Here is a 23,819-nt window from a genome sequence, read left to right as displayed (position 1 = left end):
GATTGTACGGCGGGGCGCGGGTTTCAGTCTTCGCGGATCAACCGGAAACCGACGTCGTCGTAACCGCGATTGGACGGCAGCAGCCGGGTCGCCTCTTCGCTGCGCCAGGAGCCCCCGCGCACCTCGCGCTGGTTGCAGTCCGTGCCGCAATCGCGCTGCCACAGCGAGAGCGCGCGGTCGCCGGGGAGGGCCGCGGCCCGGTTTGCGGACTCGCTGGCGGTGGGGAGGCGGTAGCGGTGCCCGTCCTGTTGGCCCAGCCACATCGCATAGGCCTGGGCATCGTTGACGGACACGCACACCACCGGCGCGTTGCCGGGCTGGCTGAAGCCGGGGTCGCGGTAGTCGCGGGGATTGAGCACGCGAAGCAGCGAGGCGCGTTCGCGGCACAGGCTGGGTTCGCGTCCGGTGGCCTGGGCGAAGCGGCTGTACTCGCTGACGCTGACCGGCTCGTGCGAAAGCCGAGGAGGCGCCGCCCGTGGCGTGGCGGCATCGGCGACCGTCGCGCTCTCCGCCGCGGCTGCCAGCTGGTTCGCCGTCGCGCTGGCAATGCCGAAGTCCGGGGCCAGCGCGGCGACGCGGCGGGCCGTGGCGCGGTCGTTGCGGGCCACGGCGGTATCGACATGCGACTGCAGCGTTGCCACGACGTCGGATGCGCGTTCGCGCGATGCCGTTCCGGGCATGCCGGTTTCGGCGGCCAGCGTGTCCAGGCTCCGCTGGTAATCCAGCGCGCGATCGAAGCGTCCCGCGCGCAGATGGGTCAGCAGTTCGCTCGACAGGGCCGCATCCAGTTCCTTCCGCAGCGCGAGCACGTTCTCGTTGTCCGGCTCAAGGCGCCACGCAGCCAGCAGGCTGGCTTGTGCATTGTCGCCTTCCGGTGCGGTCAGGTTGCGCGCGTCCAGTTGCCGGCGCGCGTTCTCCAGCGCCACCTGCAACGGAGCCTCCGGAAGCGGCCGCAGCATCGATTCGGTGGGGTCGGCGACGGGTGCCGGCGCTTGGGCTTCCGGTGCAACGGTGAAGAAGCCTTCGTCGTCATCGCGAAGGAAGGCCACCACCAGCAACAGCGCGGCGAGGCCACCCAGGCCCGTGAGCAGGGCGGTGCGGTGCCGGCCCAGCCAGGCGCCGGCGGCCTGCAGCCCCGCGGATCCCGGCAGGCCGCCACGCTGGTTCAGGCGTTCGATCGCCTCGCGCATCTGGGCGATGTCTTGGAAACGTGCCGACGGTGCCTTGGCAAGGGCCCGGTTCATGAAACGCTGCCAGTGGCGGAGCCGCAAAGGCAGCTTGGGGATCGGATCCTTGGCGTGCATCACGGCCATGGAGAGCGCGTCGCTGGCCTGGTACGGCAACTCCCCGGTCAGCATCTCCCAGATCAGCACGCCCAGGCTGTAGAGGTCGGCGCGGCCATCGACTTCCTCGCCACGGGCCTGCTCCGGGGCCATGTACGCGGTGCTGCCAACCGCCATGCCGGTGGCCGTCACCCGGGGGCCATAGCCGCGCCTGAGCGCGATGCCGAAGTCGGCGAGCAGCGGCCTGTCGGTCTCGTCGAAGAGGACGTTCTCGGCCTTGACGTCGCGGTGCACCACCCCGCTCGCATGCGCGTACTCCAGTGCCGACATCAGCGCGCGGACGATATCGAGCACGCGGGTTTCGTCGCCGACCGCGACCTGCTTGCGGAAACTCCGCTGCCCGAGATGGCCGCGCGGCAGGTACGGCATGGCGTAATAGGGCAATCCGCCCAGGGTGCGGCCGACCTCGTGGATGCTGACGATGTGCGGGTGTTCCAGGCGGGCGATGGTGCGCACTTCGTTCTCGAAGCGGCGGCGGCTGATCTCATCGCTCAGGGCCTGCGGCAGCATCACCTTGATCGCGACCTCGCGCGACAGGGAAGCCTGCTCGCCCAGGTAGACGGTTGACGCGGAGCCGTGGTTGAGCACGCGCACCAGCTCGTACCCGTCGATTTCCGGGTAGGGCACCGAGCTGATCTCGTTGTCGGTGGTGCTGGATGGCTTCGACGTCATGTCCCGCCCCCTGTTGCGAGCCCTTGAGCATACCGTCAACGCGGCGCATCGGGCGTCACCGGGACGTTGCCCTGTTCAGCGATACGGGTGTCAAACGTCAAACTGCGATGGTGGTCATGTCTGTGCGGCGACGCTGCAGTGGGCCGGCGCGCCAGGCGGCGCCCCGGAACGGCCGGTGTCAGGGGCGGGTCGCGGGCTGCGGACGCGCACGGGGTTTCCGTCGCACGTAGAGCTGCTTGCGCACGCGGGCGACCACTTCGCCGTCGCGGTCGAGGACGTCGGTCTCGAACCACCGCAGGACCTTCCCGCCGTCGGCGGCGGCTTCACGAAGCTCGTCCAGCAGGGTGTCGTCCAGGTCGAAGCACGCATGCACCGTGCTGCGTCCCGGTTTGACGAACTCGATGCCGCCGGCCTTGTCCCAGACGATGTAGTCCTTGCCCAGGGCCTGCATCGCCAGCAGCATCCAGAACGGGTCGGTCATCGCGAACAGGTTGCCCCCGAACAAGGTGCCGACGTAATTGCGGTTCCAGGGGCGCAGCCGCATCTCCACCCGCGCGTGGCGATAGTCCTCGTCGATGCGGGTGACGTGGATGCCACTGAACAGGAACGGCGGCCACCAGTTGAGGATGTGGCGGAGAGTGCGGGCCTTCATCGGACGTGGCATGCGGCAGGGGGGGGCCAGCTTGCCATACGCATGCGTACAGTCAAGGCGGGGAGGCGCCCCGGCTGGATCAGAACAGCAGCGAGGACATCTTCCTGCGGTAGCGGCCGACCAGCGCGCTGTCCTCCACGACGCGGAACGCATCGATCAGTGCCTTGCGCGGCAGGCCGTCGTCGAAGTCGCGGTCCCGGCGCAACATCTCGATGAACTGCTCGAGTGCGGCCTCCGAGTCGCCGGCGACCAGATGGTGCGTGCCCAGCAGGTGGCGGGCGCGCAGGTCGCCCGGTTCCGCGTCGATGGCCTGCATCAGCACGTCGGCTGGCGGTGCGTCCTTCAACAGGGCGGCGAAGTCGAGCCGTGCGCGCGCCTTGATGGTGCGGTCGTCGGTGGCGAGGTTGGCCGGCAGGCCGTCGAGCAGGGTCGAGGCTTCGGCGGTGGCCCCGGTCTTCAGCAGCGCGAGTGCAAGGTCGAGCTTGAGTTCCGCGTTGTCGGGCTGGGCGGCGACTTCACCCCGCAGTCGCATCACCTCGGCATGCGGGTCCACGGGCGGCATGGCCTCCGCCGGAGCCTCGCCCCCGGCATCCGGGATGCCTTCCAGCGCGGTCGCCGGCTGGATGCCATGGTGCGCCAGGAACTCACGCATCTGGCCTTCGGTGAGTGCGCCGGGCACGGCGTCGACGACCTGGCCCCCCTTGACCAGGAACAGGCTCGGGATCGAACGGACCTGGAACGCCGCGCCCAGTTCCTGCTCCTTGTCGACGTCGACCTTCGCCAGCAGGAACGCACCGTTGTAGTCCGACGCGAGCTTCTCGAGCACCGGGCCGAGCGTCTTGCACGGACCGCACCATTCGGCCCAGAAGTCGATGAGGACGGGGGTCTGCAGCGACTTCTGCAGGACCTCGGTCTCGAAGTTCGCGGCGGTGGCGTCGAAGGCGTGGGGGCTGGCGGCGGTCATGGGGGACTCCCGTGGACGATGCAGACGACTATGGTGGCGGATACGGCGTTTCCAAGCGATGCCAGCTCGCATCCGCGGCAGCGACGCGGTTCAATGTTCGCCCGGAGCTGGAGCACGCCATGCGGAACCGTCCTTTCCTGTTCGCGCTCGCCGCGCTGGCGTGCGGTGTGATGGCCCGCCTGGGGGCTGGCCTGGCCTCTGGCGGGCACGATGGCCTTCGCCACCCCGTGGCGTGGCTCGGCGCGGAGGGGATGCCCCATGCCGCCGGCTTCAACCTGTTCGGCTTTTTGGTGCCGGGCCTGGTGTTGGCCGTCGCGCTCTGGGGGGTGCGCGGAAGGATGGTGGGCGAGGGCTGGACGGCGCGGATCGGCATCACGCTGGGCCTGCTGTCCGCGCTGGCGTACGCGGCGCTTGGTGTGTTCCCGCTCGATGCTTCCGGTGCGCCCGGACCGGGGCACCGCCTGCATGCAGTGGCCTGGTCGCTGTGGTGGATCGCCTTCGCGCCCGCCGCCTTGCTCGTGGCGCTCGGTGCGCGGACACGCGGTCCGTGGCGGCCAGCCCTGCTGCTGGCCTGCGTGCTGATGCCGCTGCTGCTGTTGTGGGGGGCGGGGTGGCTCCCGGTAGGGCTGGCACAAAGCCTGGCATGCCTGGTCTGGGGGCTGGCCTGGGTGGGCGTCGCCCGGCGCGCCGGCGTTCAGCCGTAGCGGAGCTTCAGCGCCAGGATCGTGCCGGCCAGGCCGAGGGTGATCGTGTTGCAGAGGATCATCGGCCATGACTGCAGGTGGAGGCCATACGCCAGCCAGAAGCCGATGCCGACGGTGAACACCACGTACATGCCCAGCGACAGCCCCGAGGTGTCACGGCTGCGGATCGTCTTGATGGCCTGCGGGACGAAGGCGACCGTGGTCAGGGTCGCCGCCGCGTAGCCGAACCACTCGCCGTGGACGGCCATCCGGTCAGCCCTCCACGCCGTCGCCGGGGCGCCGGTGGATGCGGCCATCCTTCATCACGAAATCCACCTGCAGCACCGCATTGATGTCCTCCAGGGGGTCGCCGGGCATGGCGATCACGTCGGCGCGCGTGCCGGCGGCCAACACGCCCTGGTCCGCGATGCCCAGAACCTCGGCGGCGCGGACCGTGGCCGACTGCAGGGCGACGGAGGCGGGGATACCGGCTTCGACCATGTAGACGAACTCGCGGGCATTCTCGCCGTGCGGCCCGACCCCACTGTCGGTGCCGAAGGCGATCTTCACGCCGTTGTCGTAGGCGCGTGCCGCCGTCTCCTGGATCAGTGCGCCGATCCGCGCCGCCTTGGGCCGGACGATCTCGGGGAAGTACCCGTCGACCTTGGCCTTGTCGGCGACGAAGCGTCCGGCCGCGATGGTCGGCACGTACCAGGTGCCGCGTTGCTTCATCAGCGACATGACCCGGTCGCTCATGTAGGTGCCATGTTCGATCGTGGTCACGCCGCCTTCGACGGCGCGGTACATGCCTTCCTCACCGTGGGCGTGCGCGGCGACGCGGTAGCCATAGTCCTTCGCGGTTTCCACCACCGCGCGCACTTCGTCGACGGTGAACTGCGGGGCGTCGCCCGAGGCGGCGTAGGACAACACGCCGCCGGTGGCGGTGATCTTGATGAGGTCGCTGCCATCCTTGTAGCGCTGGCGCACGGCCTGCCGGGCATCGTCGATGGAGTTGATGACGCCCTCCGTCGGTCCGGGCGGCCCGATGAGATGCGACAGTGCGTCGTTGAATCCGTTCGACGGGTCCCCGTGGCCGCCGGTGGTCGCGATCGACTTGCCGGCAGCCCAGATGCGCGGACCGTCCACCCGCCCCTGGTTGATCGCGTCGCGAAGGTGGGGGGCGACGTCGCCGCCGAGGTCGCGCACGCTGGTGAAGCCTGCCATCAGGGTCTTGCGGGCATAGCCGACCGCGCGGAAGGCGTAGTCCACGTCATCGAGACGGAAGCCTTCCGAATAGCTCTGGGGGCTGGATTCGCTGCCCAGGTGGACGTGCAGGTCGGTCCAGCCCGGGCTGCAGGTATGCCCGCGCAGATCCACGGACGCGAGCCCGGGTACGTCCTCGTGGCCCCCGGCGACTCGCTCGATACGGCCATCGCGTACGACCACCGTATGCGGACCCAGCAGCGTGCCGCCGCGGGCGTCGAACAGCTTGCCGCAATGCAGGGCGACTGGATCGGCAGGGGGGACAGCCGCGAGGGCAGGCGCCGCGAGGGCCGCCGGTAACAGGGCCAGCAGGGCAGGCAGTCTCATCGTGTCAGGTTCCCCGGTGATGGATGGCATTCGCCCGCCACCGATCGTTCCGGCCGGGCCCGCCGCAGCATGGCCCTGCCGCCGGCCCGAAGTCCAGATGCGCTGGCGAAGGCCGCCGCGAGGCACGAGTTCCTGGCGGTGAGCGGGACCCCACCGCCCTGGGCGCCATGGCCTGCCGGTCCGGGCGTGGGCGGGCGCCCTCCCGGCGTGCGGAGGCGTCGCCCGTGGAGGCCTTGCGATGGCGGGCCCTGCGGCGCTGCGGTAGGCTTTCCGGTCCCCTGCCAGATGTCCGTACCGTGTCCAGCGAAGCCGTCCGCGAAATCCGTCCCTACGAGCCCGGGTCCATCGAGGCCGCCGCCCGCGACTACTGGACCGGAACCCGTGCCTTCGAGGTCGACGAGGCCTCCGGCAAGCCGAAGTACTACTGCCTGTCGATGCTGCCGTACCCGTCGGGTGCGCTGCACATGGGCCATGTCCGCAACTACACCATCAGCGACGTCATCAGCCGCTACAAGCGCATGACCGGGCACAACGTGCTGCAGCCGATGGGCTGGGACGCCTTCGGCCTGCCGGCTGAAAATGCGGCGATCAAGAACCGCACCGCGCCGGCGAAGTGGACCTACGCCAACATCGCGCACATGAAAGCGCAGCTGCAGCAGATGGGCTACGCGATCGACTGGTCGCGCGAGTTCGCCACCTGCCAGCCGGACTACTACGTGCACGAGCAGCGCATGTTCGTCCGCCTGATGAAGCAGGGCCTGGCCTACCGCAGGAATTCCGTCGTCAACTGGGACCCGGTCGACCAGACCGTGCTGGCCAACGAGCAGGTGATCGACGGCCGTGGCTGGCGCACCGGCGCGCTGGTGGAGAAGCGCGAGATCCCGCAGTGGTTCCTGAAGATCACCGGCTACGCGCAGGAACTGCTGGACGGGCTGGACACGCTCGACGGCTGGCCCGAGGCGGTCAAGACCATGCAGCGCAACTGGATCGGCCGCAGCGAAGGCCTGGAGATCCGCTTCGACGTGGTCGACGAGGACGGCACGCCGGTGGCGCCCGTGGAGGTGTACACCACGCGCCCGGACACGCTGATGGGCGTGACTTTCCTGTCGGTCGCCGCCGAGCATCCGCTGGCCACGCACGCCGCCGCGGGCAACCCCGCGCTGGCGGACTTCATCGCCGAGCTGCGCCAGGGGGGTGTCTCCGAGGCGGAGCTGGAGACCCAGGAAAAGCGCGGCATGTACACCGGCCTGCGCGCCGTGCACCCGGTCACCGGCGAGGAAGTGCCGGTCTATGTCGCCAACTTCGTGCTGATGGGTTACGGCACCGGTGCGGTGATGGCGGTGCCGGGCCACGACCAGCGCGACTGGGAGTTCGCCACGCGCTACCGCCTGCCGATCCGCCCGGTGATCGCGTCGGCCGCCGTGCGGGACGCGCTGGAGGAGATCGCGCGCCACATCGAAAAGCACGACGACGCCATGGCCGCCGCGCTGGGCAGCGGCACCGCCATAGACGTCTACGACACCGGCGCCGCGGTGCAGGTCGTGCAGGACTTCGTCCGCGCGATCCAGGAAGAAGGTGCCTACACAGAGCGTGGCTGGCTGGTGAATTCCGGCGAGTTCGATGGCCTGGACTTCGACCAGGCGCTCGACGCGCTGGCGAGCCGCTTCGAGGCGGCCGGCATCGGCCGCCGCCGCGTCAATTACCGCCTGCGCGACTGGGGCGTCAGCCGCCAGCGCTACTGGGGCTGCCCGATCCCGGTGATCCTGTGCCCGTCCTGCGGCGACGTGCCGGTGCCCGAGGACCAGCTGCCGGTGCTGCTGCCCGAGGATGTCGAATTCAGTGGCGTCGCTTCGCCGATCAAGTCAGACCCGGAATGGCGCCGGACCACCTGCCCGTCCTGTGGCGGCGCGGCCGAGCGCGAGACCGACACCTTCGACACCTTCATGGAGTCGAGCTGGTACATGCACCGCTACACCAGCCCGGGCGCCCCGGACATGGTGGACGCGCGCGCGAACTACTGGATGCCGATCGACCAGTACATCGGTGGCATCGAGCACGCGATCCTGCACCTGCTGTACTTCCGCTTCTACCACCGGCTCATGCGCGACCAGGGCCTGGTCGACAGCGACGAGCCGGTGCGCAACCTGCTCACCCAGGGCATGGTGATCGCCGATACCTACTTCCGTGCCAATCCCGACGGCAGCAAGGACTGGATCAACCCCGCCGACGTCGAGGTCGTGCGCGACGACAAGGGCCGGGTGACCGGTGCGACGCTGAAGGCCGATGGCCACCCGGTCGAGGTCGGCGGCACCGAAAAGATGTCGAAGTCGAAGAACAACGGCGTCGACCCGCGCGAGATGGTCGGCAAGTACGGCGCCGACACGGTGCGCCTGTTCTCGATGTTCGCGGCGCCGCCGGAGCAGTCGCTGGAATGGAACGAGGCGGGCGTCGAGGGCATGGCGCGCTTCCTGCGCCGCTTCTGGCGCGAAGTCCTGACCCATGTCGCCCAGCCGGACCATCCGGAGGTCGACGTGGCCACGCTGGACGCCGGCCAGAAGGCCCTGCGCCGGCAACTGCACGAGACGATCCAGAAGGTCGGTGACGACTATGGCCGCCGCCACAGCTTCAACACCGCGATCGCCGCGCTGATGGAGCTGCTCAACCACGTCGCGAAGTTCGACGACATGAGCGACCAGGGCCGTGCGGTGCGCCACGAAGTGCTGCAGGCGATGGTGCTGATGCTCAATCCGGTCACCCCGCACGTCAGCCACGCCCTGTGGCAGGCGCTGGGGCATCCGGAGACGCTGCTGGAGGACGTGCCGTTCCCGTCGGTGGATGCCTCGGCGCTGGTCCGCGACTCGGTCACGCTGGCGGTGCAGGTCAACGGCAAGCTGCGCGGCACCATCGAGCTGCCCGCCAGTGCCTCTAAGGAGGAAGCCGAGCGCCTCGCGCTGTCCGAACCGCATGTCGTCCCGCACCTCGAAGGCAAGACGGTGCGCAAGGTGATCGTCGTGCCGGGCAAGATCGTCAACATCGTCGTGGGCTGACGGCGGGGGTCGCCAACCTCCGCTGAACCCCGCGGCTTGCCGCCGTCCACCGCCTCGTCCAGACTTCGCCCATGCGCACACGCCTGTTCGCCGTCCTCCTCGTGCTGGCCCTCCCGGGCTGTGGCTTCCACCTGCGCAATGCCCTGGAACTGCCGCCGGACCTTGGCGCGGTCAAGGTGGTCTCGGCGGACCGCTACAGCCCGTTGGCGGAGAACCTCTCCCAGTCGATCGCGCGGGCCGGCGTGGCGATCGCGCCCGCGGCTGCCACGGATGTCGCGGTGCTGGACCTGGTGGCGGAGCGCTGGGGCGACACGCCGATCAGCGTCGATGCCCAGGGGCGCGCGCAGGAATACAGCCTCCGCTACGCGACGATCTTCGAGATGCGCGCCGCGGACGGCACGGTGATGGTGCCCCGGCAGGCGATCGAACTGTCGCGCGATTACATCTCGGTGCCGACCAACTCGATCGGCACCGAGGGCGAGCGCGAGATCCTGGTCAAGGAGCTGCGGCGCGAGATGACCAGCTCCATCCTTCGCCGGTTGGATGCGGTGACCCGCCGCCAGGCCGCCCTGGCCCTCGAGGCGCCGCCCGCCGGGGCGACGCCTGCCACAGACGGGGTACCCGCGGACGCGGACAGCGAGCCGGTCTTCGTCGAAGACGTGGATGACCAGTGATCGATGGAGCTGAAGCCGGAGCAGCTGGCTGCACGCGTTGAAGATGGGCCGCTCAAGCCTGCGTACCTGATCGCGGGCGCCGAGACCCTGCGGGTGCTCGAAGCCGCGGACGCGGTGAGGACGGCGGCGCGTGCGCAGGGCATCGGTGAGCGCGAGGTGTTCGAGATCGAAGGCAAGCAGTCCGACGCGGACTGGGACGCGCTTGAAGCGTCCTTCGCCGCGCCGGGCCTGTTCGCCAGCCGGCGCCTGCTGGAAGTCCGGCTGCCTTCGGGAAAGCCGATCAAGTCGGGATCCGAACTGCTGCAGAGGTTCTGTGGACAGCCCCCCCCGGACGTGGTGCTGCTGGTGACCTGCAACGAATGGAGCAAGCGCCATGCCGGCAAGTGGAGCGAGGCCATCGCCCGGGTTGGCGAAGTGGCAGTGGCCTGGCCCATCAAACCCCACGAGCTGTCCGAGTGGGTCGAGCGCCGGCTCCGCAAGCATCGCCTGGTGGCGGATCGCGACGCCGTGCAGTTGCTGGTGGACCGCGTGGAGGGCAACCTCCTGGCGGCGGCCCAGGAGATCGAGAAGCTGGCCCTGCTGGCTGGGGACGGCGCCCCGCCGCTGGATGCGGCGCGGATGGAAACGCTGGTGGCCGATGCCGCCCGCTTCGACGTGTTCCGCCTGACGGACGCCGCCCTGAACGGCGAGCCCGCACAGGTGTCGCGGATGCTGGCCGGCCTGCGCGCCGAGGGCAACGCGGTGCCGGCCCTGATGGGCATGCTGGTGATGGAGCTGCAGCGAGCGGCGGCGCTCGCGCGGGTCCAGGGACGGGGCGGCAATCTCGGCGCCGAGTTCAAGGCGCAACGGATCTGGGATGCCAAGCAGTCGGTGTATCGCCGCGCCCTGCAGCGTCATCCCCCCGCCCGCTGGGAAGCCTTCATCGGCGTCGCGGGCCGGGTCGACCGCATGGTCAAGGGGCGCGAGGCAGGGGATCCGTGGTTGGGCCTGGAGCGCCTGTTGCTGGCGATAGCCGATCCGAAGGCGGTGCGCCTGCTCGCTACGGCCGCGACCTGATCCGGGTGGCACTGCGGCTCGTCTACGGCGGCACCTTCGACCCGTTCCACAACGGCCACCTGGCCATGGCCCGGATCGCACGGGATGCGCTCGACACCGGGGTGAGCCTGATGCCGGCGGCCGATCCGCCGCACCGGGCGGCGCCGGGGGCCAGCGCCGAACATCGTGCGCACATGCTGGCGCTGGGGATTGCCGGCGAGCCGGGCCTGTCGGTCGACCGTCGGGAGCTCGACCGCGACGGTCCCAGCTACAGCATCGATACGGTCGCGGCGCTGCGCCAGGTACTGGGGGCCGCGCATCCCTTGGCGCTGCTGGTGGGTGCCGACAGTTTTGTCGGCCTGGCGAACTGGCACGAGTGGCGGGCATTGCTGGAGAGCGTGCATTTCGTCGTGGCCGACCGGCCCGGCAGTCCCTTGGACGCGATGCTCCCGCCGGAACTGTCGGCGGCCCTGCACGGTCGATGGACCGCGAGTCCAGAAGATCTGCTGAACGCGCCGGCGGGCCGCGTGCTGCGCCTCAACCAGCCGCCGCACCCTGAATCCGCCAGTGCCATCCGGGCGGATATCGCGGCCGGGCGTCCGTGGCAGGCGCGCGTGCCGCCGGCCGTCGCCCGCTACATCCTCGAGCGTGGCCTGTACGGTGCGGCCGCCTGAACCGGGGGCGTGGCGGGCCCGGATCCGGCTCGATCCACGGGTATAATCACGCATCCCTCCACGTACGCCCAGGTCGCGCCCTTGAGCAACCCCACCACCGTCATCAAGACCCGCCTTCCCGATCCGCCGCCCGCCGTCGAGCATCTGCTCGATGCCGTCAGATCCGGCATCGATGAACTGAAGGGCAAGGAAAGTGTCGAGATCGACGTGCGCGGCAAGAGCAGCGTCACGGATTACATGGTGGTGGTATCGGGCACCTCCACGCGCCACGTCAAGTCCATCGCGGACGAGGTGGTGAAGTTCGCCAAGGCGCTTGGCGTGATGCCGCTGGGCGTCGAGGGTGAGCGCGAAGCGGAATGGGTGCTGGTGGACCTCGGCGACGTCATCGTCCACGTCATGCTGCCACGCGTACGCGAGTTCTATGCCCTCGAGCGGCTGTGGACGGTCGGCGACCAGCCGCCCGGTGATGCCGCGGATGAGCCGGACGCAACGCACGACGACTAGCCTTCGCTGCCGGGGACATGGACGGATACGGCGCCCCAGGGGCGCCGATCCGTATCGACGGGTCGACGGGGCGTATACCCCGCCGCCCCGGGGGGCTTCAGAGACCGCCCCACCACCAGGGTCCCTGGATGGCGAAGGTGATGCCCGGGGTCTGGATGTTGACGAACAGGGTGCGTCCGATCGGGTCCCAACACGCTCCGCAGAACTCGCTGCCGCGGTAATCGCCTTCCGGGATCACCTTGCCGGCGCCGGCGATCTGCGTATCGCTGAGTTCCACGTTGTTCTTGCACAGGTAGAAGGCCTCGCCGCGACGGGTCAGGCCGAGCAGGCGCGCGCCCGGTCCGTATGCGTCCGGGCTCTCGCCGCCGTCCTCGCACAGCACCACGCCCCCGCGCGGACTTACGGTGATGTTGTCGGCGTTGTTGCCGGCCAACTGGTTGCCGCTGACGTACAAGGCCGTCAGCTGCTGGCTGTACAGGTCGAGGACCCAGACAGCCCCCTTGCCGCGACCCGGCCGGCCCTGCCCGTCCACGCCGGTAGCGGTGTCGACGATGAACATCTTGCCATGGGCGTACCAGATGCCCTCGCCGCGGCTCATGCGCAGGCCACCCTCGGCCCAGGCCTGGGCGAACGGGCCGCTGAGCGTTTCGCCATCGCCGATGTCCGGGAAGCCCGTCGGCGCGGCGACGGTGTCGAGGTCGGGATCGGGGATGTCGACCCATTCCAGCCGGTAGCGGTCGCCGATCTCCGCGACGATCAGGTCCGCGTTCGGCTGGCGTCGCACGCGCGCCGCCTGCAGCCGGCCGCCGTTCTCCAGCGATCCGGGGCGACCGAAGCGCTGGTGGGGGATGAAACGGTAGAGGCCCGCCTTGTTGCGGTCGTCCTCGGTCAGGTAGACGATGCCGGTGCGCGGATCGACGGCGACTGCCTCGTGGCTGAAGCGGCCGAGGCCGACCAGTGGCCGGCCGGTGGTGCGGCTGGCCTCCGGATGGACTTCGAACACGTAGCCGTGTTTCTTGCCCTCGCTCGAAGCCAGGTCGGTCTTGATCTCCTCGCAGGTCAGCCAGGTGCCCCATGGGGTCGGGCCACCGGCGCAGTTGACCAGGGTGCCGCCGAGGCTCGGCTCCATGTCGACCCACTCGCCTTCGCGCCAGACCAGGTTGGTGGTGCCGCCCCCGGCGCGCTGGCCGCCGCCGACGTCGCCCGTGTCGTACATGCCGGGCGCCTGGATCGGCGCCGTCGCGCCGCGCTCGTGGTTGCGCACCAGTACGAGTTCGGGCGTCGGGCGGGGCCAGCGCCCGCGACTCCGCCCCGGTCGCCAGGGGCAGCCGGTGGGATAGGCGCGGACGACCGCCATGCCGTCATGGCGATCCGGGCAGGGCTGGCCGTTGGCCATCAGGTCGCCGCTCCAGCCGTAGCTGCGGTAGCTGAAGCCGCGTGGCAACTGCAGCAGCGGAAGGCCGGTACTCAGGTCGGCCACGGGGGCCAGTCGGCCATACGGACTCGGGACGGGCGCCATCTGCACCGGGTCGCGCGGACCGTGGTGCCGGCCGTGGGCCTCCGCCTGTCGGGCATGGAGGGCGCCAAGGCTTCCGATGGCGCCCACCGCCATCGCGGCGGCGCTGCCTTTCAGGACCTGGCGGCGGGAGGTGTCGAGCGCTTGCATCGGGGGACTCCTGCGGGCTGGGGGAGTGCCCGATGTTCTGGTCCCCGGATAACCGCGCGGTTACCGGCGCGTTGCAGTCGTCCGTACCGTGACGGCGGCTTCAGTCGCCGGCGGGGCGTCGCCCGGCATGCACGCCGAACACCACGCCAGTGAAACCGCCGGCGGTCGCGGTACTGAGCAGGGTCCCATCGGCATCGGCGAGCAGGGTGTGCCAGTCGCCGTCGCCGTGGGCGTACTCGAAGTCGAGCCGGCCGCCGCGCGCACGGATGCGCAGCCGCAGCGGCGCACCGGCGGCCCCTGGGGGGTGGGCCGCCGACGCCAGGCGAACCCCGGTGGCAGGCTCGCCGGCATTGCGGCCATCGCGACGGTCGAGCACGATGCGGTCCTCGCCGCCCTCCCGGGCCAGCGCCAGCAGGTACCAGTACTCCTCGTTCTGGAACGCCGCCAGGCCGGCGATGTCGCCGTCGCGGAGCGGGACGAAACGCAGCGTGGTCGTGGCCATGGCGTACTGGTGCTGCTGTCGTCGCGCGAGGAACGCCGGCGTATCGCGTTGGCCGAGTCCGATCTCCAATGCCTGGACGTGCAGGGCGCCGTCGTGGAGCCGGTGCCACGTCTGTCGCGGGGTGCGCAATGACATCCAGTAGGGCGGCAGCGTCTCCCCGTCGAAGTCGTCCTCGATGGCAAAGCGTCCCGACGTGGGCCATGCGGCCTTGCCGGCGGAAAGCCCGGGCGCATCCAGGATCCGCGGAATGGCCAGCCCCGCGGCGAGGATGCGCGGCCAGCCGTCGTGCCATTCGACCGGCAGGAGGTAGGTTTCGCGCCCCGTGTTCACATGGTGCGCGGAGGCCGGCGGGTAGGGCCGGTTGCCGAGGAACACGGCCCACCAGTCGCCGTCGGGCGTCCGGACGAAATCGGCGTGGCCCGCCGAAGTGACCGGCATCGGGCGATCGCGCGGCAGGTCGCGCTGGGTCAGCACCGGGTTCGCGTCCCAGGCTTCGTAGGGGCCGGTCACCGTCCTGCTGCGCAGGACGACCTGTTGGTGCATTTCGCCGGTGCCGCCTTCGGCGGCGGTGAGGTAGTACCAGCCCGCGTGCTTGAACAGGTGGGGTCCCTCGACGTAGGTGGGCTTCTCACCGGGACGGATCCCCGCGTCCAGCAGCACCCGGCGTGGCCCGAAGGTGCGCAGGGTGTCGGCGTCGAATGCCTGCAGCCAGATCGCGCGATGGCCCGGATAGCGTTCCCGCCCGCCCTCGGGCAGGTCGTTGTTGACGATCCAGGCGCGTCCGTCGTCGTCGAAGAACAGCGAGGGATCGATACCCCCGCCAAGGTCGGGCAGCCACGTCGGGTCGGACCAGGGGCCCGCGGGATCCGTCGCGGTCAGCACGTAGTTGCCGCCGCAGGACGGGAAGCAGGTATTGACGATGTAGAACCGGCCATCGTGGTGTTCGATGGCCGGAGCGAACACGCCGTTGACCAGGCTCTCCCTGCCGAAATCGAGCTGGTCCGGGCGGTCGATCGCGTTGCCAAGCTGGTTCCAGCGCACCAGGTCGCGGCTGTGGAAGACCGGGATGCCCGGGAACCAGCCGAAGGTGGAGGTGACGAGATAGTAATCCGCGCCGACGCGCACGACGCTTGGATCCGGGTAGAAGCCCTGCAGTATCGGGTTGCGGTATTGCCCGGGTCCGGGCGTGAACGCCTCATCGGCGGGATCATGGCCCTCGTACCGGAACGCATCGAAGCGGGCGACAGGAGGCTCGCCGGCACTGGCCGCCTTCCACGCCAAAGCCAGCAGCAGGACCAGCAGCCGGGCCGGCGTGGCGCGCGTGGACATGCCCATCCCCCTTTCCCGTCGTCGCGGCGGACGTCCGCCCGTGCCGGACCCTAGCACCGGCGATGCATGGCATGTCAGCCCTGCGCGGATGGCATACCTCGGGCGCCGGCGATGGCCGCTACCATGGCGGCATGAAGGCACGATTGATCGCGGTCGGGGAACGCGCGCCGGCGTGGGTGGCGGAAGGCTTCGAGGACTACCGCAAGCGCCTCTCGCACTGGCTGCCGTTCGAACTGGTGGAAGTGGCGCCCGGATTGCGCGGCAGGAACCGCGACACCGCGCGTGCGATGCACGACGAGGGCGGGCGGGTGCTGGCGGCGTTGCCCAAGGGGGCCCTTGTCGTCACCCTCGACGGCCGCGGCCGTCCATGGAGTTCGGAGCAGCTGTCGCAACGGCTCGAACACTGGCGTGGGCAGGGGCGCGACCTCGCTTTCATGATCGGTGGTCCCGAGGGCCATGCGCCGGAGGTGCTGGAGCGGGCCGATGAGTCCTGGTCGCTCGGCCCGGCCACCCTGCCGCACATGCTGGTGCGGCTGGTGGTGGCCGAGCAGTTGTACCGGGCCGCGGCGATGCTGGCCAACCACCCGTACCACCGCGCCTGACGCCGGGCGCGGTGGCGTGGCGGGCGATCAGAGCCTGAAGTCCACCGGTACCCGGCCGATCGCGGTGACCGCGTGTCCGTCGCGCATCGCAGGCCGGAAGCGCCAGTGGCGCAGGACCTGCCGCGTCGCCGCACGATCCAGGTCGCGGTGGCCGCTGCTTTCGACCACGCGGACATCGACGGGGTGGCCGTCGGCGCCGACCGTCACCTCCAGCAGCACGCGGCCCGAACGCCCGGCACGGAGCGCGGCGCCCGGATAGGGCGGCGGCGGAGCACTGGCGTAGGCAAGCGTCGCCCCGGCCATCGGCGACAGGTCCGGCACCGCGGCCGGCGCATCCAAGGGGTCCGTCGCATCGAGGGCGGGCAGGTCGAGGGGGAGTGGCGTGTCGAAGACCGGCGCGGTGTCCACGGGTGCGACCCGCGGCGGGTCGAGCGGGCGGGATGGGGGCGTGCGGCGGGGTGGCGTCACCGATACCTCGACAGGAGGCGCCGGCGGCCGCAGGATCGGCGGTGGCACCACCACGACAAGGTCCTGGGTGGGCGCTTCCGGCAACTGGATCCGTGCCGGCGTCAGCAACAGCATCAGTGCGGCCGCGTGCAGGACCAGAACGCCGGCCTGGGCGATGACGCGATGGAAATCCGGGCGATCGGCCGGGTCGCGGCCGAAGCGGTCGGTCGGGATCGGGGACATCGGGCACCTCCGTTCTTCCTGGGGTGCCCGACTTAACGGCCCGGTGGGCGGGGCGGGGTTGGCCGCCCCGCGTTTCAGCCCCCTTTCTTCGCCGGGGGTTCGCCCACGTCCTCGGCCGGCTCCGGGGCCGGCGGCGTGCGGCTGTCGCGCTTGTCGCGCGGTTGCTTCTCCGGGTAGCCCGGGGACCGGCCGGGACGGGGGTCGGGCTCGCGGGTGGGCTTGGCCATGTTCAGCGTCCGAGTTCGAAGACCACGTCGAGGGTGACGGAGAGGGTGCTTTCGCCAGGTGAAATCGGCGGGCTCGCGGCCTTCTCGGCGCGGGCCATCGCCATCATCGGGACCGGCCCGGGCATGCGGCCGCCGCCTTCGCCGAGGCTGACGATGCGGCGTACCCGCAGGCCCAGCGCGTCGGCATACACCGCGGCGCGTGCGCGTGCCTGTTCGACGGCATCGCGGCGCGCCTCGTCCAGCGCCCCCGTCTTGTCGTCGACGTCGAACGACGGACCGTGGACCTGGTTGGCGCCGGCATCGACCAGCGTTCCGATCACCTCGCCGAGCGAGCCGATGTCGCGGACGGTCACGTCGACGGTGTTGCTCGCCTGGTAGCCAGTGATGGTCGGCGTGTCGCCCTCGTGGCGGTACTGCGGGTAGAGGTTGACGCCACTGGTCCGGATGTCGCGCGCGGCGATGCCCGCGCCCCGCAGGGCCGCCATCACGGCTTCCATCTGCGTGGCGTTCGCCTGCATGGCAGCGTCCGCGCCGGCGGCCCGGGTGACCACGCCGGTGGACAGGGTGGCGATGTCGGGATTGCGGCGGGCTTCGCCGGTGGCGGACACCGAAAGCAGGGTTCCGTCCGGGGCAACGGCGTGGGGCAGGGTCTGGGCACGCGGGCTCATGGGCAGGGCTCCAAGGGCAAGCAGGGTGGCGAACAGCAGCGGGGTGGATCGCTTCATGGACGGCTCCATCAGGGCAGGGGATGCCCTGTTCATTGAACCTGCCAGCGGTGAACGGGCGGTGAGCCGCCGCGGGGTCGCGGGTGGCCGCCGTCGGCTGCCGCTCAGTCAGCGCGGGTTATGCTTTGCGGGATGCCGACGCCTGCCCCTGCGCAAGGCAGGCGCGAGGTCCCGGCACCACCCGGGTGCGCGTCGCGGGGCGGTGGCACGTCTTTTTCCTCGGAGTCCCGATGCTCTACCTCGCCTCGAAGTCGCCCCGCCGCCGAGACCTGCTCGCCCGCCTGGGCATCGACTTCGACCCGATCGACCTGGACATCCCGGAGCACCGCCTGCCGGGCGAGGCCGCGGATGCCTACGTGAGCCGCGTCGCGCACGAGAAGGCGCGCGCGGGCCTTGGACACGTGGCCGGCGAACCGGGCGCGTGGGTGCTGGGTTCGGACACCGAGGTGATCCTCGACGACGAGGTGTTCGGCAAGCCCCGCGACGGCGACGACGCGGCGGCGATGCTGCGCCGCCTGTCCGGTCGAACGCACCGCGTGGTGTCCGCCGTCTGGCTCGTCTCCGACGCGCGCGAGTTCGAGGCGGTGTCGGTGTCGCAGGTCAGTTTCGACGCGCTGGACGAGGCGCGCATCGCCGCCTACGTCGCCACCGGCGAGGCGTTCGGCAAGGCCGGCGGCTACGGCATCCAGGGCGCGGCCGAGGTCTTCGTCGGCCGGCTGGACGGCAGTTTCTCCGGCGTGATGGGGCTGCCCCTGCGCGAAACCGACCGGCTGCTGCGACGGGCCGGCCTGCTGGCACCGGTGGAGGCCGTCGCATGAGCGAGGAGATCCTGGTCAACGTCACCCCGCGCGAGACCCGCGTCGCCGTCGTCGAGAACGGCATGCTGCAGGAGCTGCACATCGAGCGCGGCTGGGCGCGCGGCGTGGTCGGCAACATCTACAAGGGCAAGGTGCAGCGGGTGATGCCGGGCATGCAGGCCGCCTTCGTCGAGATCGGCCTGGAGCGTGCGGCGTTCCTGCATGCGGCCGACATCGCGCGGCCGCCGCCGGTCAGCAACGGCGAGGGGGACGAGGCGCCGCTGCCGCCGGCGCCGACGCGTCCGATCACCGAACTGCTGCGCGAGGGCCAGGACATCATCGTGCAGGTGGTCAAGGACCCGATCGGCAGCAAGGGCGCGCGCCTCACCACGCAACTGAGCATACCGTCGCGCTACCTGGTGCTGCTGCCGCGTACCCGCGTGGTCGGGGTCTCGGCGCGTATCGAGGACGAAGCCGAGCGTGCGCGCCTGAAGGGCGTGATCGCCGAGCGCGCGGTGGCCGAAGCGGGGCATGGCTACATCGTCCGGACCAATGCCGAGGGCCAGCCCACCGAGGCGCTGGCCGAGGACATCGCCTACCTGGGACGCGCGTGGGCGCTGATCGAGGAGCGCGTCGTCGCGGCGGGCGTCGGCCAGCGCGTGTACGAGGACCTGAGCCTGCCGATGCGCGCGGTCCGCGACCTGATGCGCAAGGACGTGGAGCGGGTAAAGGTCGACTCGCGCGAGACCTGCGAGAAGCTGCGGACCTTCGCCGCGCAGTTCATGCCCGGGCTGGACGAGAAGATCGAACATTACAGTGGCGCGCGGCCGATCTTCGACCTGTACGGCGTCGAAGACGAGATCCAGCGCGCGCTGGACAAGCAGGTGCCGCTGAAGTCCGGGGGCTACCTGGTGATCGACCAGACCGAGGCGATGACCACGATCGACGTCAACACCGGTTCCTTCCTCGGCCAGCGCAACCTCGAGGAGACGGTCTACCGCACCAACCTCGAGGCGGCGCAGTCGGTGGCGCGGCAACTGCGGCTGCGCAACCTGGGCGGTATCATCATCATCGATTTCATCGACATGACCGACCCGGAGCACCGGCGCCAGGTCCTGCGCCAGCTGGAGAAGTCGATGGCACGCGACCACGCCAAGTCGACGGTGTACGAGTTCTCGCCGCTGGGGCTGGTCGAAATGACGCGCAAGCGCACCACCGAGAGCCTGGAGCGCCAGCTCAGCGAGCCCTGCCATGAATGCAGTGGCCGCGGCACGCTGAAGACGCCGGAGACCGTCACGTACGAGATCTTCCGCGAGATCGTCCGGCAGGTGCGCCAGTTCGACGCGCAGCGGCTGCTGGTGATCGCCTCGCCCCAGGTCGTGGTGCGGATCACCGACGAGGAGTCCACCGCGGTGGCGGAACTGGAGGAATTCCTCGGCAAGAGCATCCGCTTCCAGCCGGACGAGCAGTACTCGCAGGAGCAGTTTGATGTGGTGCTGCTCTGAGGCACGGCGCGTCGCCGGAACGCGCTGAACATGCCCACCCCCCTGCGCCGACGCATGAGACTGGCGCGCCGTGGCCTGGTCTACGGCGTGGCGGTGGTGCTGGTGCTCGTCGCAGTGTTACTGGGCGCGGTGAGCCAGGTGCTGCCGCTGGTGGAGCGTCACCCGGAACGGGTCGCCGCCTGGCTCTCCGGTAAGGCCGGCCGGCCGGTCGCCTTCGATGGTATGCGGACGGCATGGACGCGCCGCGGGCCGCTGCTGGAACTCGAGAACCTGCGCATCGGCGAACCGGGCGAGGCGCTCGAGGTCGGGGATGCGGAGATGCTCGTCTCGGTGTACGCCGGCCTGCTGCCGGGACAGGCGCTCTCCGAGTTGCGGTTGCGCGGCCTGAGCCTGCGCCTGGAGCGCGACGCCCAGGGCCGTTGGCACGTGCGCGGCCTGCCGGGGCAACAGCGATCCGCCGAGGAAGTGTTCGGCATGCTCGAGTCGCTCGGCGAGTTGCAGGTCATCGATGGGCGGTTGCGTCTGCTCGCGCCGGGACTGGGCATCGACGCCGAGGTGCCGCGCATCCAGCTGCGCCTGCAGGTCGACCATGACACCGTGCGTGCGGCCGTGCGCGCCTGGCCGCAGGACAGTGCGAAGCCGGTCAATGCCACGCTGTCGCTGGAGCGCCGTGGCGGCGGAGGACGCGCCTACGTCGGGGCGGACGAGGTGGACCTGGCGGAATGGAGCCCGCTGTTGCGGGCCTTCGGCGTGGCCGTCGCCAGCGGGCATGGCCGTGCCGAAGCCTGGGCGCGGCTGTCCGGCAGCCGGATCGTGGAGGTGACCGCACGCTGCGACCTGGCCGCGGTCTCGCTCGTCGAGGTGGCCGGGCACGCGGGGACGCCCGTCACCATCGACCAGGCCGATGCCCTGGTGCGATGGCAGCTTGTCGAGGGCGGCTGGCGTTTCGACGCACCGCGCCTGGCGCTGGATACCGGAGGCGCACGTCATTCCTTCGATGGCCTGCAGGTGGCCGGTGGCCGCCGTTATGGACTGGCCGCGGAGCGTATCGACCTGGCACCGCTGGTGCCGGTGCTTGCGCTCAGCCCCCGGGTGCCGGTCCCGCTGCGTGAGTGGTTGCGCAGCGCACGGCCGCGCATGACCCTGCGCGACGTCGAGCTTGCCGGTGAAGCCGGCGGCGCCATGCGCTTCGCAGCGGACGTGGAGGGCTTCGGATTCGAGGTGGTCGGCGATGCGCCCGCACTGTCCGGGCTGGGAGGCCACCTGCGGGGTGATGCCAGCGGTTTCGCCTTCGTGCCGGATGACCACGCGCCGGTGCTGTTCGACTGGCCCAGCGGCTTCGGTGTCGAGCATCGCGTGCGCTTGCAGGGCGCGCTCGCCGGTTGGCGGGGCCCCACGGGCTGGGAGCTGGCCACGCCGGGGCTGCGCGTGGACGGCGGCAGCTTCGGGACCGACCTGCGAGGGGGGCTGGTGTGGCAGGGCGATGGCAGTCGCCCGCGGATCGACGTGGCGGCCCGCATCGATACCGCGCGCGTGACCGTGGCGAAGGGATTCTGGGTGCGGCACCGGATGCCGGCCCCGGCAGTCGAATGGCTGGACAACGCACTCGTGGACGGCACGGTACGTGACGGGCGTGCGGTCCTCAGTGGTGACCTGGACGATTGGCCCTTCCTCGCGCAAGACGGCCTGTTCGAGGCCCGCGCGCGGATCGAGGAGGGCGTCGTCGCCTTCCAGCCGGGCTGGCCGGCCCTGGAGGGCTTCGAGGCCGACGTGCGGTTCGCCGGGGATGGCTTCAGCGCCACCGGCAGTGGCGAGCTGGAAGGCCTGCGCGTGGCCCGCGTCGAGGCCGGCATCGATCACTATCAAGGGGGGCGCCTGGCGGTCGATGCCGACGCACGGGGCGATGCCGGTGCATTGCTCGACGTGCTGCGCGCCAGTCCGCTGCGCACGCACGCCGGGGACACGCTCGACCACCTGTCCGCGCGTGGCGACGCGCGGGTCGACTTCGGCCTGCGCCTGCCGCTGGTGGCCGGCCAGCCGATGCAGCTGGGCGGCCGCGTCGATCTCGCTGGGGCGGTGCTGGGCGATTCGCGCTGGAACCTGCGTTTCGAACACGTGAGCGGTCGTGGCCGGTTCGATCGCAATGGATTCCAGACCGACGGGTTGTCGGTGGTGCATGAAGGGCAGCCGGGGACTCTTTCGCTCCGGGCGGGCGAAGGCCACGTACAGGACGCCGGGCACGCGTTCGAGGGCCGGCTGGAAGCCACCCTGGACGCGCGCGACCTGCTCGCGCGCGCGCCGGACCTTGCCTGGCTGGCTCCCCACGTGCACGGCCGCTCGCCGTGGCGGATCGGCGTGGACGTGCCGCAGGGGCAAGGTGCCGGGAGTGGCGTTCGCCTGACGCTCGACTCCGCGCTGGTCGGGACCGCGTTCGAGCTGCCCGAGCCGATGCGCAAGCCGGCAGGCGAGGCGCTGCCGGTGCAGGTCGACACCTCCCTGCCCTGGGGCACCGGGGACGTGAGCGTGGGCTTCGGCGACCGGCTCGCCCTCAGGGCCCGCAGTACCGGGGGGCGCAGTGGCGTGCGCGTGGTACTGGGTGCCGGGCGCGTGGACGAGGCGCCCCCCGCGCAAGGGCTGCGGGTGTCCGGGCATGCCGAACGCCTGGATGCGATCGACTGGATCGCGTTCAGTCGTGGAGGAGGCGACGGTGCGCTGTCGCTTGCGGGGGTCGACGTCACCGCAGGCCAGTTGCACCTGCTCGGCGGCCGCTTTCCCGACACCCGCGTGCAGGTGTCGGCCGGCGGGGACGGGCAATGGAACGTGGTGGCCACCGGCGATGCCCTGAACGGACGCCTCGCGGTCCCGCGCGGCGAGCGGGCGCCTATTTCCGGGCATTTCGAGCGCGTGTACTGGATGCCCCAGCCGAAGGGTGCCGTGCCGCCAGCGGCCTCGGCGGCGGGGAGCGACGCGACGCCTGCCGCCGCGGGCGGGACCACGGCAGGCGTTGTCGCCGCACAGACCTTCGACCCCGCGGCGGTTCCAGCACTCGACTTCGAGGTCGACGCACTGCGCATCAAGCAGGCCGACCTCGGCCGCGCAAGCTTCCGGTCGCGGCCGGAGGGGGATGGGATGCGTATCGAAACCCTAACCACGGAGGCCCCCTTGCATGCGATCGACGTCGATGGACTCTGGCGCGGCCAGGGCCAATACGCGCGCACGCGCATGAGCGCCAGCGTGCGCAGCGCGGACTTCGGCGCGCTTTTCGAAGGGCTGGGACTGGGGGGGCGCACCGAGGGCGGCGAAGGCACGCTGCGCCTGGACGCGAGCTGGCCCGGCAGCCCCGCGGACTTCAGCGCGAAGGCACTCGAAGGACGCCTCGCGGTCGATGCGCAGGATGGTGCGTTGCTGGAAGTCGAGCCCGGCGCCGGTCGGGTGCTGGGGCTGCTCAGCGTGGCCCAGTTGCCGCGACGGCTGATGCTCGATTTCGGCGACCTGTTCTCGAAAGGCTTCGCCTACAACCGTGTCGACGGCGGGATCGTGTTCGCCGCTGGCCGGGCCCACAGCGATGCGCTGCGGATCGACGGACCGGCCGCCGACATCGATCTGCGCGGCAGCGCGGACCTGCGTGCGGAGACCTTCGACCAGACGATCGAGGTGCGGCCCAAGGCGGGCAACCTGTTGACCGCGGTGGGTGCGATCGCGGGCGGCCCGGTCGGTGCCGCCATCGGTGCCGCCGCCAATGCGGTGCTGGAAAAGCCGCTCGGCGACATCACCGCGAAGACCTACCACGTCACCGGCCCGTGGAAATCACCCCATGTGGAGGTCGTGACGCGCGAAGTGCGCCGCGCCTCGGACGCCCCCGTACCCTCGGGTTGATCGGGACGGAGCGCGGCACCATATCGGGATGACCGCCCCCTGCGGGATGCCAAACCCGGCGC

Annotated in this window: 20 protein-coding genes; 10 read left to right on the top strand and 10 right to left on the bottom strand. The window is 70.7% G+C overall.

The genetic code is table 11. The features are described 5' to 3' along the window. Positions 1–23 precede the first annotated feature (23 nt). The 3 genes from H4F99_RS13125 to trxA all read right to left on the bottom strand — a co-directional run bounded on the left by H4F99_RS13125 (position 24) and on the right by trxA (position 3,703). The gene (locus tag H4F99_RS13125) at positions 24–2,015 is read right to left on the bottom strand and encodes a bifunctional serine/threonine-protein kinase/formylglycine-generating enzyme family protein (protein WP_182670207.1); all 1,992 of its coding nucleotides are present in this window, start codon (positions 2,013–2,015) and stop codon (positions 24–26) included. Positions 2,016–2,193: 178 nt separating this feature from the next. Then, positions 2,194–2,667 (bottom strand): DUF4442 domain-containing protein, encoded by a 474-nt coding sequence (locus H4F99_RS13120; protein ID WP_182670204.1) that lies wholly within the window; start codon positions 2,665–2,667, stop codon positions 2,194–2,196. A gap of 79 nt (positions 2,668–2,746) precedes the next feature. After that, positions 2,747–3,703 (bottom strand): thioredoxin, encoded by a 957-nt coding sequence (gene trxA / locus H4F99_RS13115; RefSeq protein WP_182670202.1) that lies wholly within the window; start codon positions 3,701–3,703, stop codon positions 2,747–2,749. Positions 3,704–3,750: 47 nt separating this feature from the next. Here trxA and H4F99_RS13110 point away from each other — a divergent pair, with 47 nt between their 5' ends. Further along, complete coding sequence (locus tag H4F99_RS13110; protein ID WP_182670200.1) at positions 3,751–4,335, top strand: DUF998 domain-containing protein; 585 nt, start codon at positions 3,751–3,753, stop codon at positions 4,333–4,335. Here the strand turns inward: H4F99_RS13110 and H4F99_RS13105 are convergent. Both H4F99_RS13105 and H4F99_RS13100 read right to left on the bottom strand, forming a co-directional pair. Continuing rightward, positions 4,326–4,583, bottom strand: a complete 258-nt coding sequence (locus H4F99_RS13105; protein WP_182670198.1) for a SemiSWEET transporter — start codon at positions 4,581–4,583, stop codon at positions 4,326–4,328. The two genes, H4F99_RS13110 and H4F99_RS13105, sit on opposite strands and share 10 nt — an antisense overlap. 4 nt (positions 4,584–4,587) lie before the next feature. Next, on the bottom strand, positions 4,588–5,904 hold the full coding sequence (locus H4F99_RS13100) for a metal-dependent hydrolase family protein (RefSeq protein WP_182670196.1): 1,317 nt from the start codon (positions 5,902–5,904) through the stop codon (positions 4,588–4,590). Positions 5,905–6,224: 320 nt separating this feature from the next. Between H4F99_RS13100 and leuS the strand changes: the two genes are divergently transcribed. The 5 genes from leuS (at position 6,225) to rsfS (ending at position 11,838) form a co-directional block, all read left to right on the top strand. Further along, the gene (leuS, locus tag H4F99_RS14710; protein ID WP_425488027.1) at positions 6,225–8,951 is read left to right on the top strand and encodes a leucine--tRNA ligase; all 2,727 of its coding nucleotides are present in this window, start codon (positions 6,225–6,227) and stop codon (positions 8,949–8,951) included. Positions 8,952–9,022: 71 nt separating this feature from the next. After that, on the top strand, positions 9,023–9,625 hold the full coding sequence (locus H4F99_RS13090; RefSeq protein WP_182670193.1) for an LPS-assembly lipoprotein LptE: 603 nt from the start codon (positions 9,023–9,025) through the stop codon (positions 9,623–9,625). A 3-nt stretch (positions 9,626–9,628) separates the two neighbouring features. Next, positions 9,629–10,681 (top strand): DNA polymerase III subunit delta, encoded by a 1,053-nt coding sequence (gene holA / locus H4F99_RS13085; RefSeq protein ID WP_182670191.1) that lies wholly within the window; start codon positions 9,629–9,631, stop codon positions 10,679–10,681. Positions 10,682–10,686: 5 nt separating this feature from the next. After that, positions 10,687–11,334 carry a nicotinate-nucleotide adenylyltransferase gene (nadD, locus tag H4F99_RS13080; RefSeq protein ID WP_182670189.1) on the top strand — a complete coding sequence of 216 codons (648 nt, stop codon included), beginning with the start codon at positions 10,687–10,689 and terminating at the stop codon, positions 11,332–11,334. 81 nt (positions 11,335–11,415) lie between these two features. After that, positions 11,416–11,838, top strand: a complete 423-nt coding sequence (gene rsfS, locus H4F99_RS13075) for a ribosome silencing factor (RefSeq protein ID WP_182670187.1) — start codon at positions 11,416–11,418, stop codon at positions 11,836–11,838. Positions 11,839–11,935: 97 nt separating this feature from the next. On the opposite strand, the gene H4F99_RS13070 is transcribed toward rsfS, so the two are convergent. Both H4F99_RS13070 and H4F99_RS13065 read right to left on the bottom strand, forming a co-directional pair. Further along, complete coding sequence (locus H4F99_RS13070) at positions 11,936–13,504, bottom strand: alkaline phosphatase PhoX (protein ID WP_182670186.1); 1,569 nt, start codon at positions 13,502–13,504, stop codon at positions 11,936–11,938. A gap of 100 nt (positions 13,505–13,604) precedes the next feature. Further along, positions 13,605–15,335: a glycoside hydrolase family 43 protein gene (locus tag H4F99_RS13065; protein ID WP_182670184.1), complete on the bottom strand. Its 1,731-nt coding sequence runs from the start codon at positions 15,333–15,335 to the stop codon at positions 13,605–13,607. 131 nt (positions 15,336–15,466) lie between these two features. Between H4F99_RS13065 and rlmH the strand changes: the two genes are divergently transcribed. Beyond that, on the top strand, positions 15,467–15,937 hold the full coding sequence (gene rlmH / locus H4F99_RS13060; protein ID WP_182670318.1) for a 23S rRNA (pseudouridine(1915)-N(3))-methyltransferase RlmH: 471 nt from the start codon (positions 15,467–15,469) through the stop codon (positions 15,935–15,937). Between the two features lie 27 nt (positions 15,938–15,964). Here the strand turns inward: rlmH and H4F99_RS13055 are convergent, their stop codons facing one another. From H4F99_RS13055 to H4F99_RS13045, 3 genes are all read right to left on the bottom strand, one after another. After that, a complete protein-coding gene (locus H4F99_RS13055; RefSeq protein ID WP_182670183.1) occupies positions 15,965–16,627 on the bottom strand; it encodes an energy transducer TonB in 663 nt (220 codons plus the stop codon). A gap of 74 nt (positions 16,628–16,701) precedes the next feature. Then, on the bottom strand, positions 16,702–16,854 hold the full coding sequence (locus H4F99_RS13050) for a hypothetical protein (RefSeq protein WP_182670182.1): 153 nt from the start codon (positions 16,852–16,854) through the stop codon (positions 16,702–16,704). A gap of 2 nt (positions 16,855–16,856) precedes the next feature. Beyond that, positions 16,857–17,579 (bottom strand): SIMPL domain-containing protein, encoded by a 723-nt coding sequence (locus H4F99_RS13045; RefSeq protein WP_246372049.1) that lies wholly within the window; start codon positions 17,577–17,579, stop codon positions 16,857–16,859. Between the two features lie 230 nt (positions 17,580–17,809). On the opposite strand from H4F99_RS13045, the gene H4F99_RS13040 reads away from it, so the two are divergent. The 3 genes from H4F99_RS13040 to H4F99_RS13030 are packed head-to-tail and all read left to right on the top strand — an operon-like array spanning position 17,810 to position 23,757. Continuing rightward, a complete protein-coding gene (locus tag H4F99_RS13040) occupies positions 17,810–18,397 on the top strand; it encodes a Maf family protein (protein ID WP_182670181.1) in 588 nt (195 codons plus the stop codon). After that, complete coding sequence (gene rng / locus H4F99_RS13035; protein ID WP_182670180.1) at positions 18,394–19,881, top strand: ribonuclease G; 1,488 nt, start codon at positions 18,394–18,396, stop codon at positions 19,879–19,881. The genes H4F99_RS13040 and rng overlap by 4 nt, the downstream gene beginning before the upstream one ends. A gap of 30 nt (positions 19,882–19,911) precedes the next feature. Beyond that, positions 19,912–23,757: a YhdP family protein gene (locus tag H4F99_RS13030; protein ID WP_182670179.1), complete on the top strand. Its 3,846-nt coding sequence runs from the start codon at positions 19,912–19,914 to the stop codon at positions 23,755–23,757. Positions 23,758–23,819 lie beyond the last annotated feature (62 nt).

It is taken from the genome of Marilutibacter penaei (assembly GCF_014145395.1).
Lineage (GTDB): Bacteria > Pseudomonadota > Gammaproteobacteria > Xanthomonadales > Xanthomonadaceae > Marilutibacter > Marilutibacter penaei.
The sequence above is the reverse complement of the archived record's forward strand: the minus strand, read 5'-3'. Positions and strand labels throughout refer to the sequence as shown.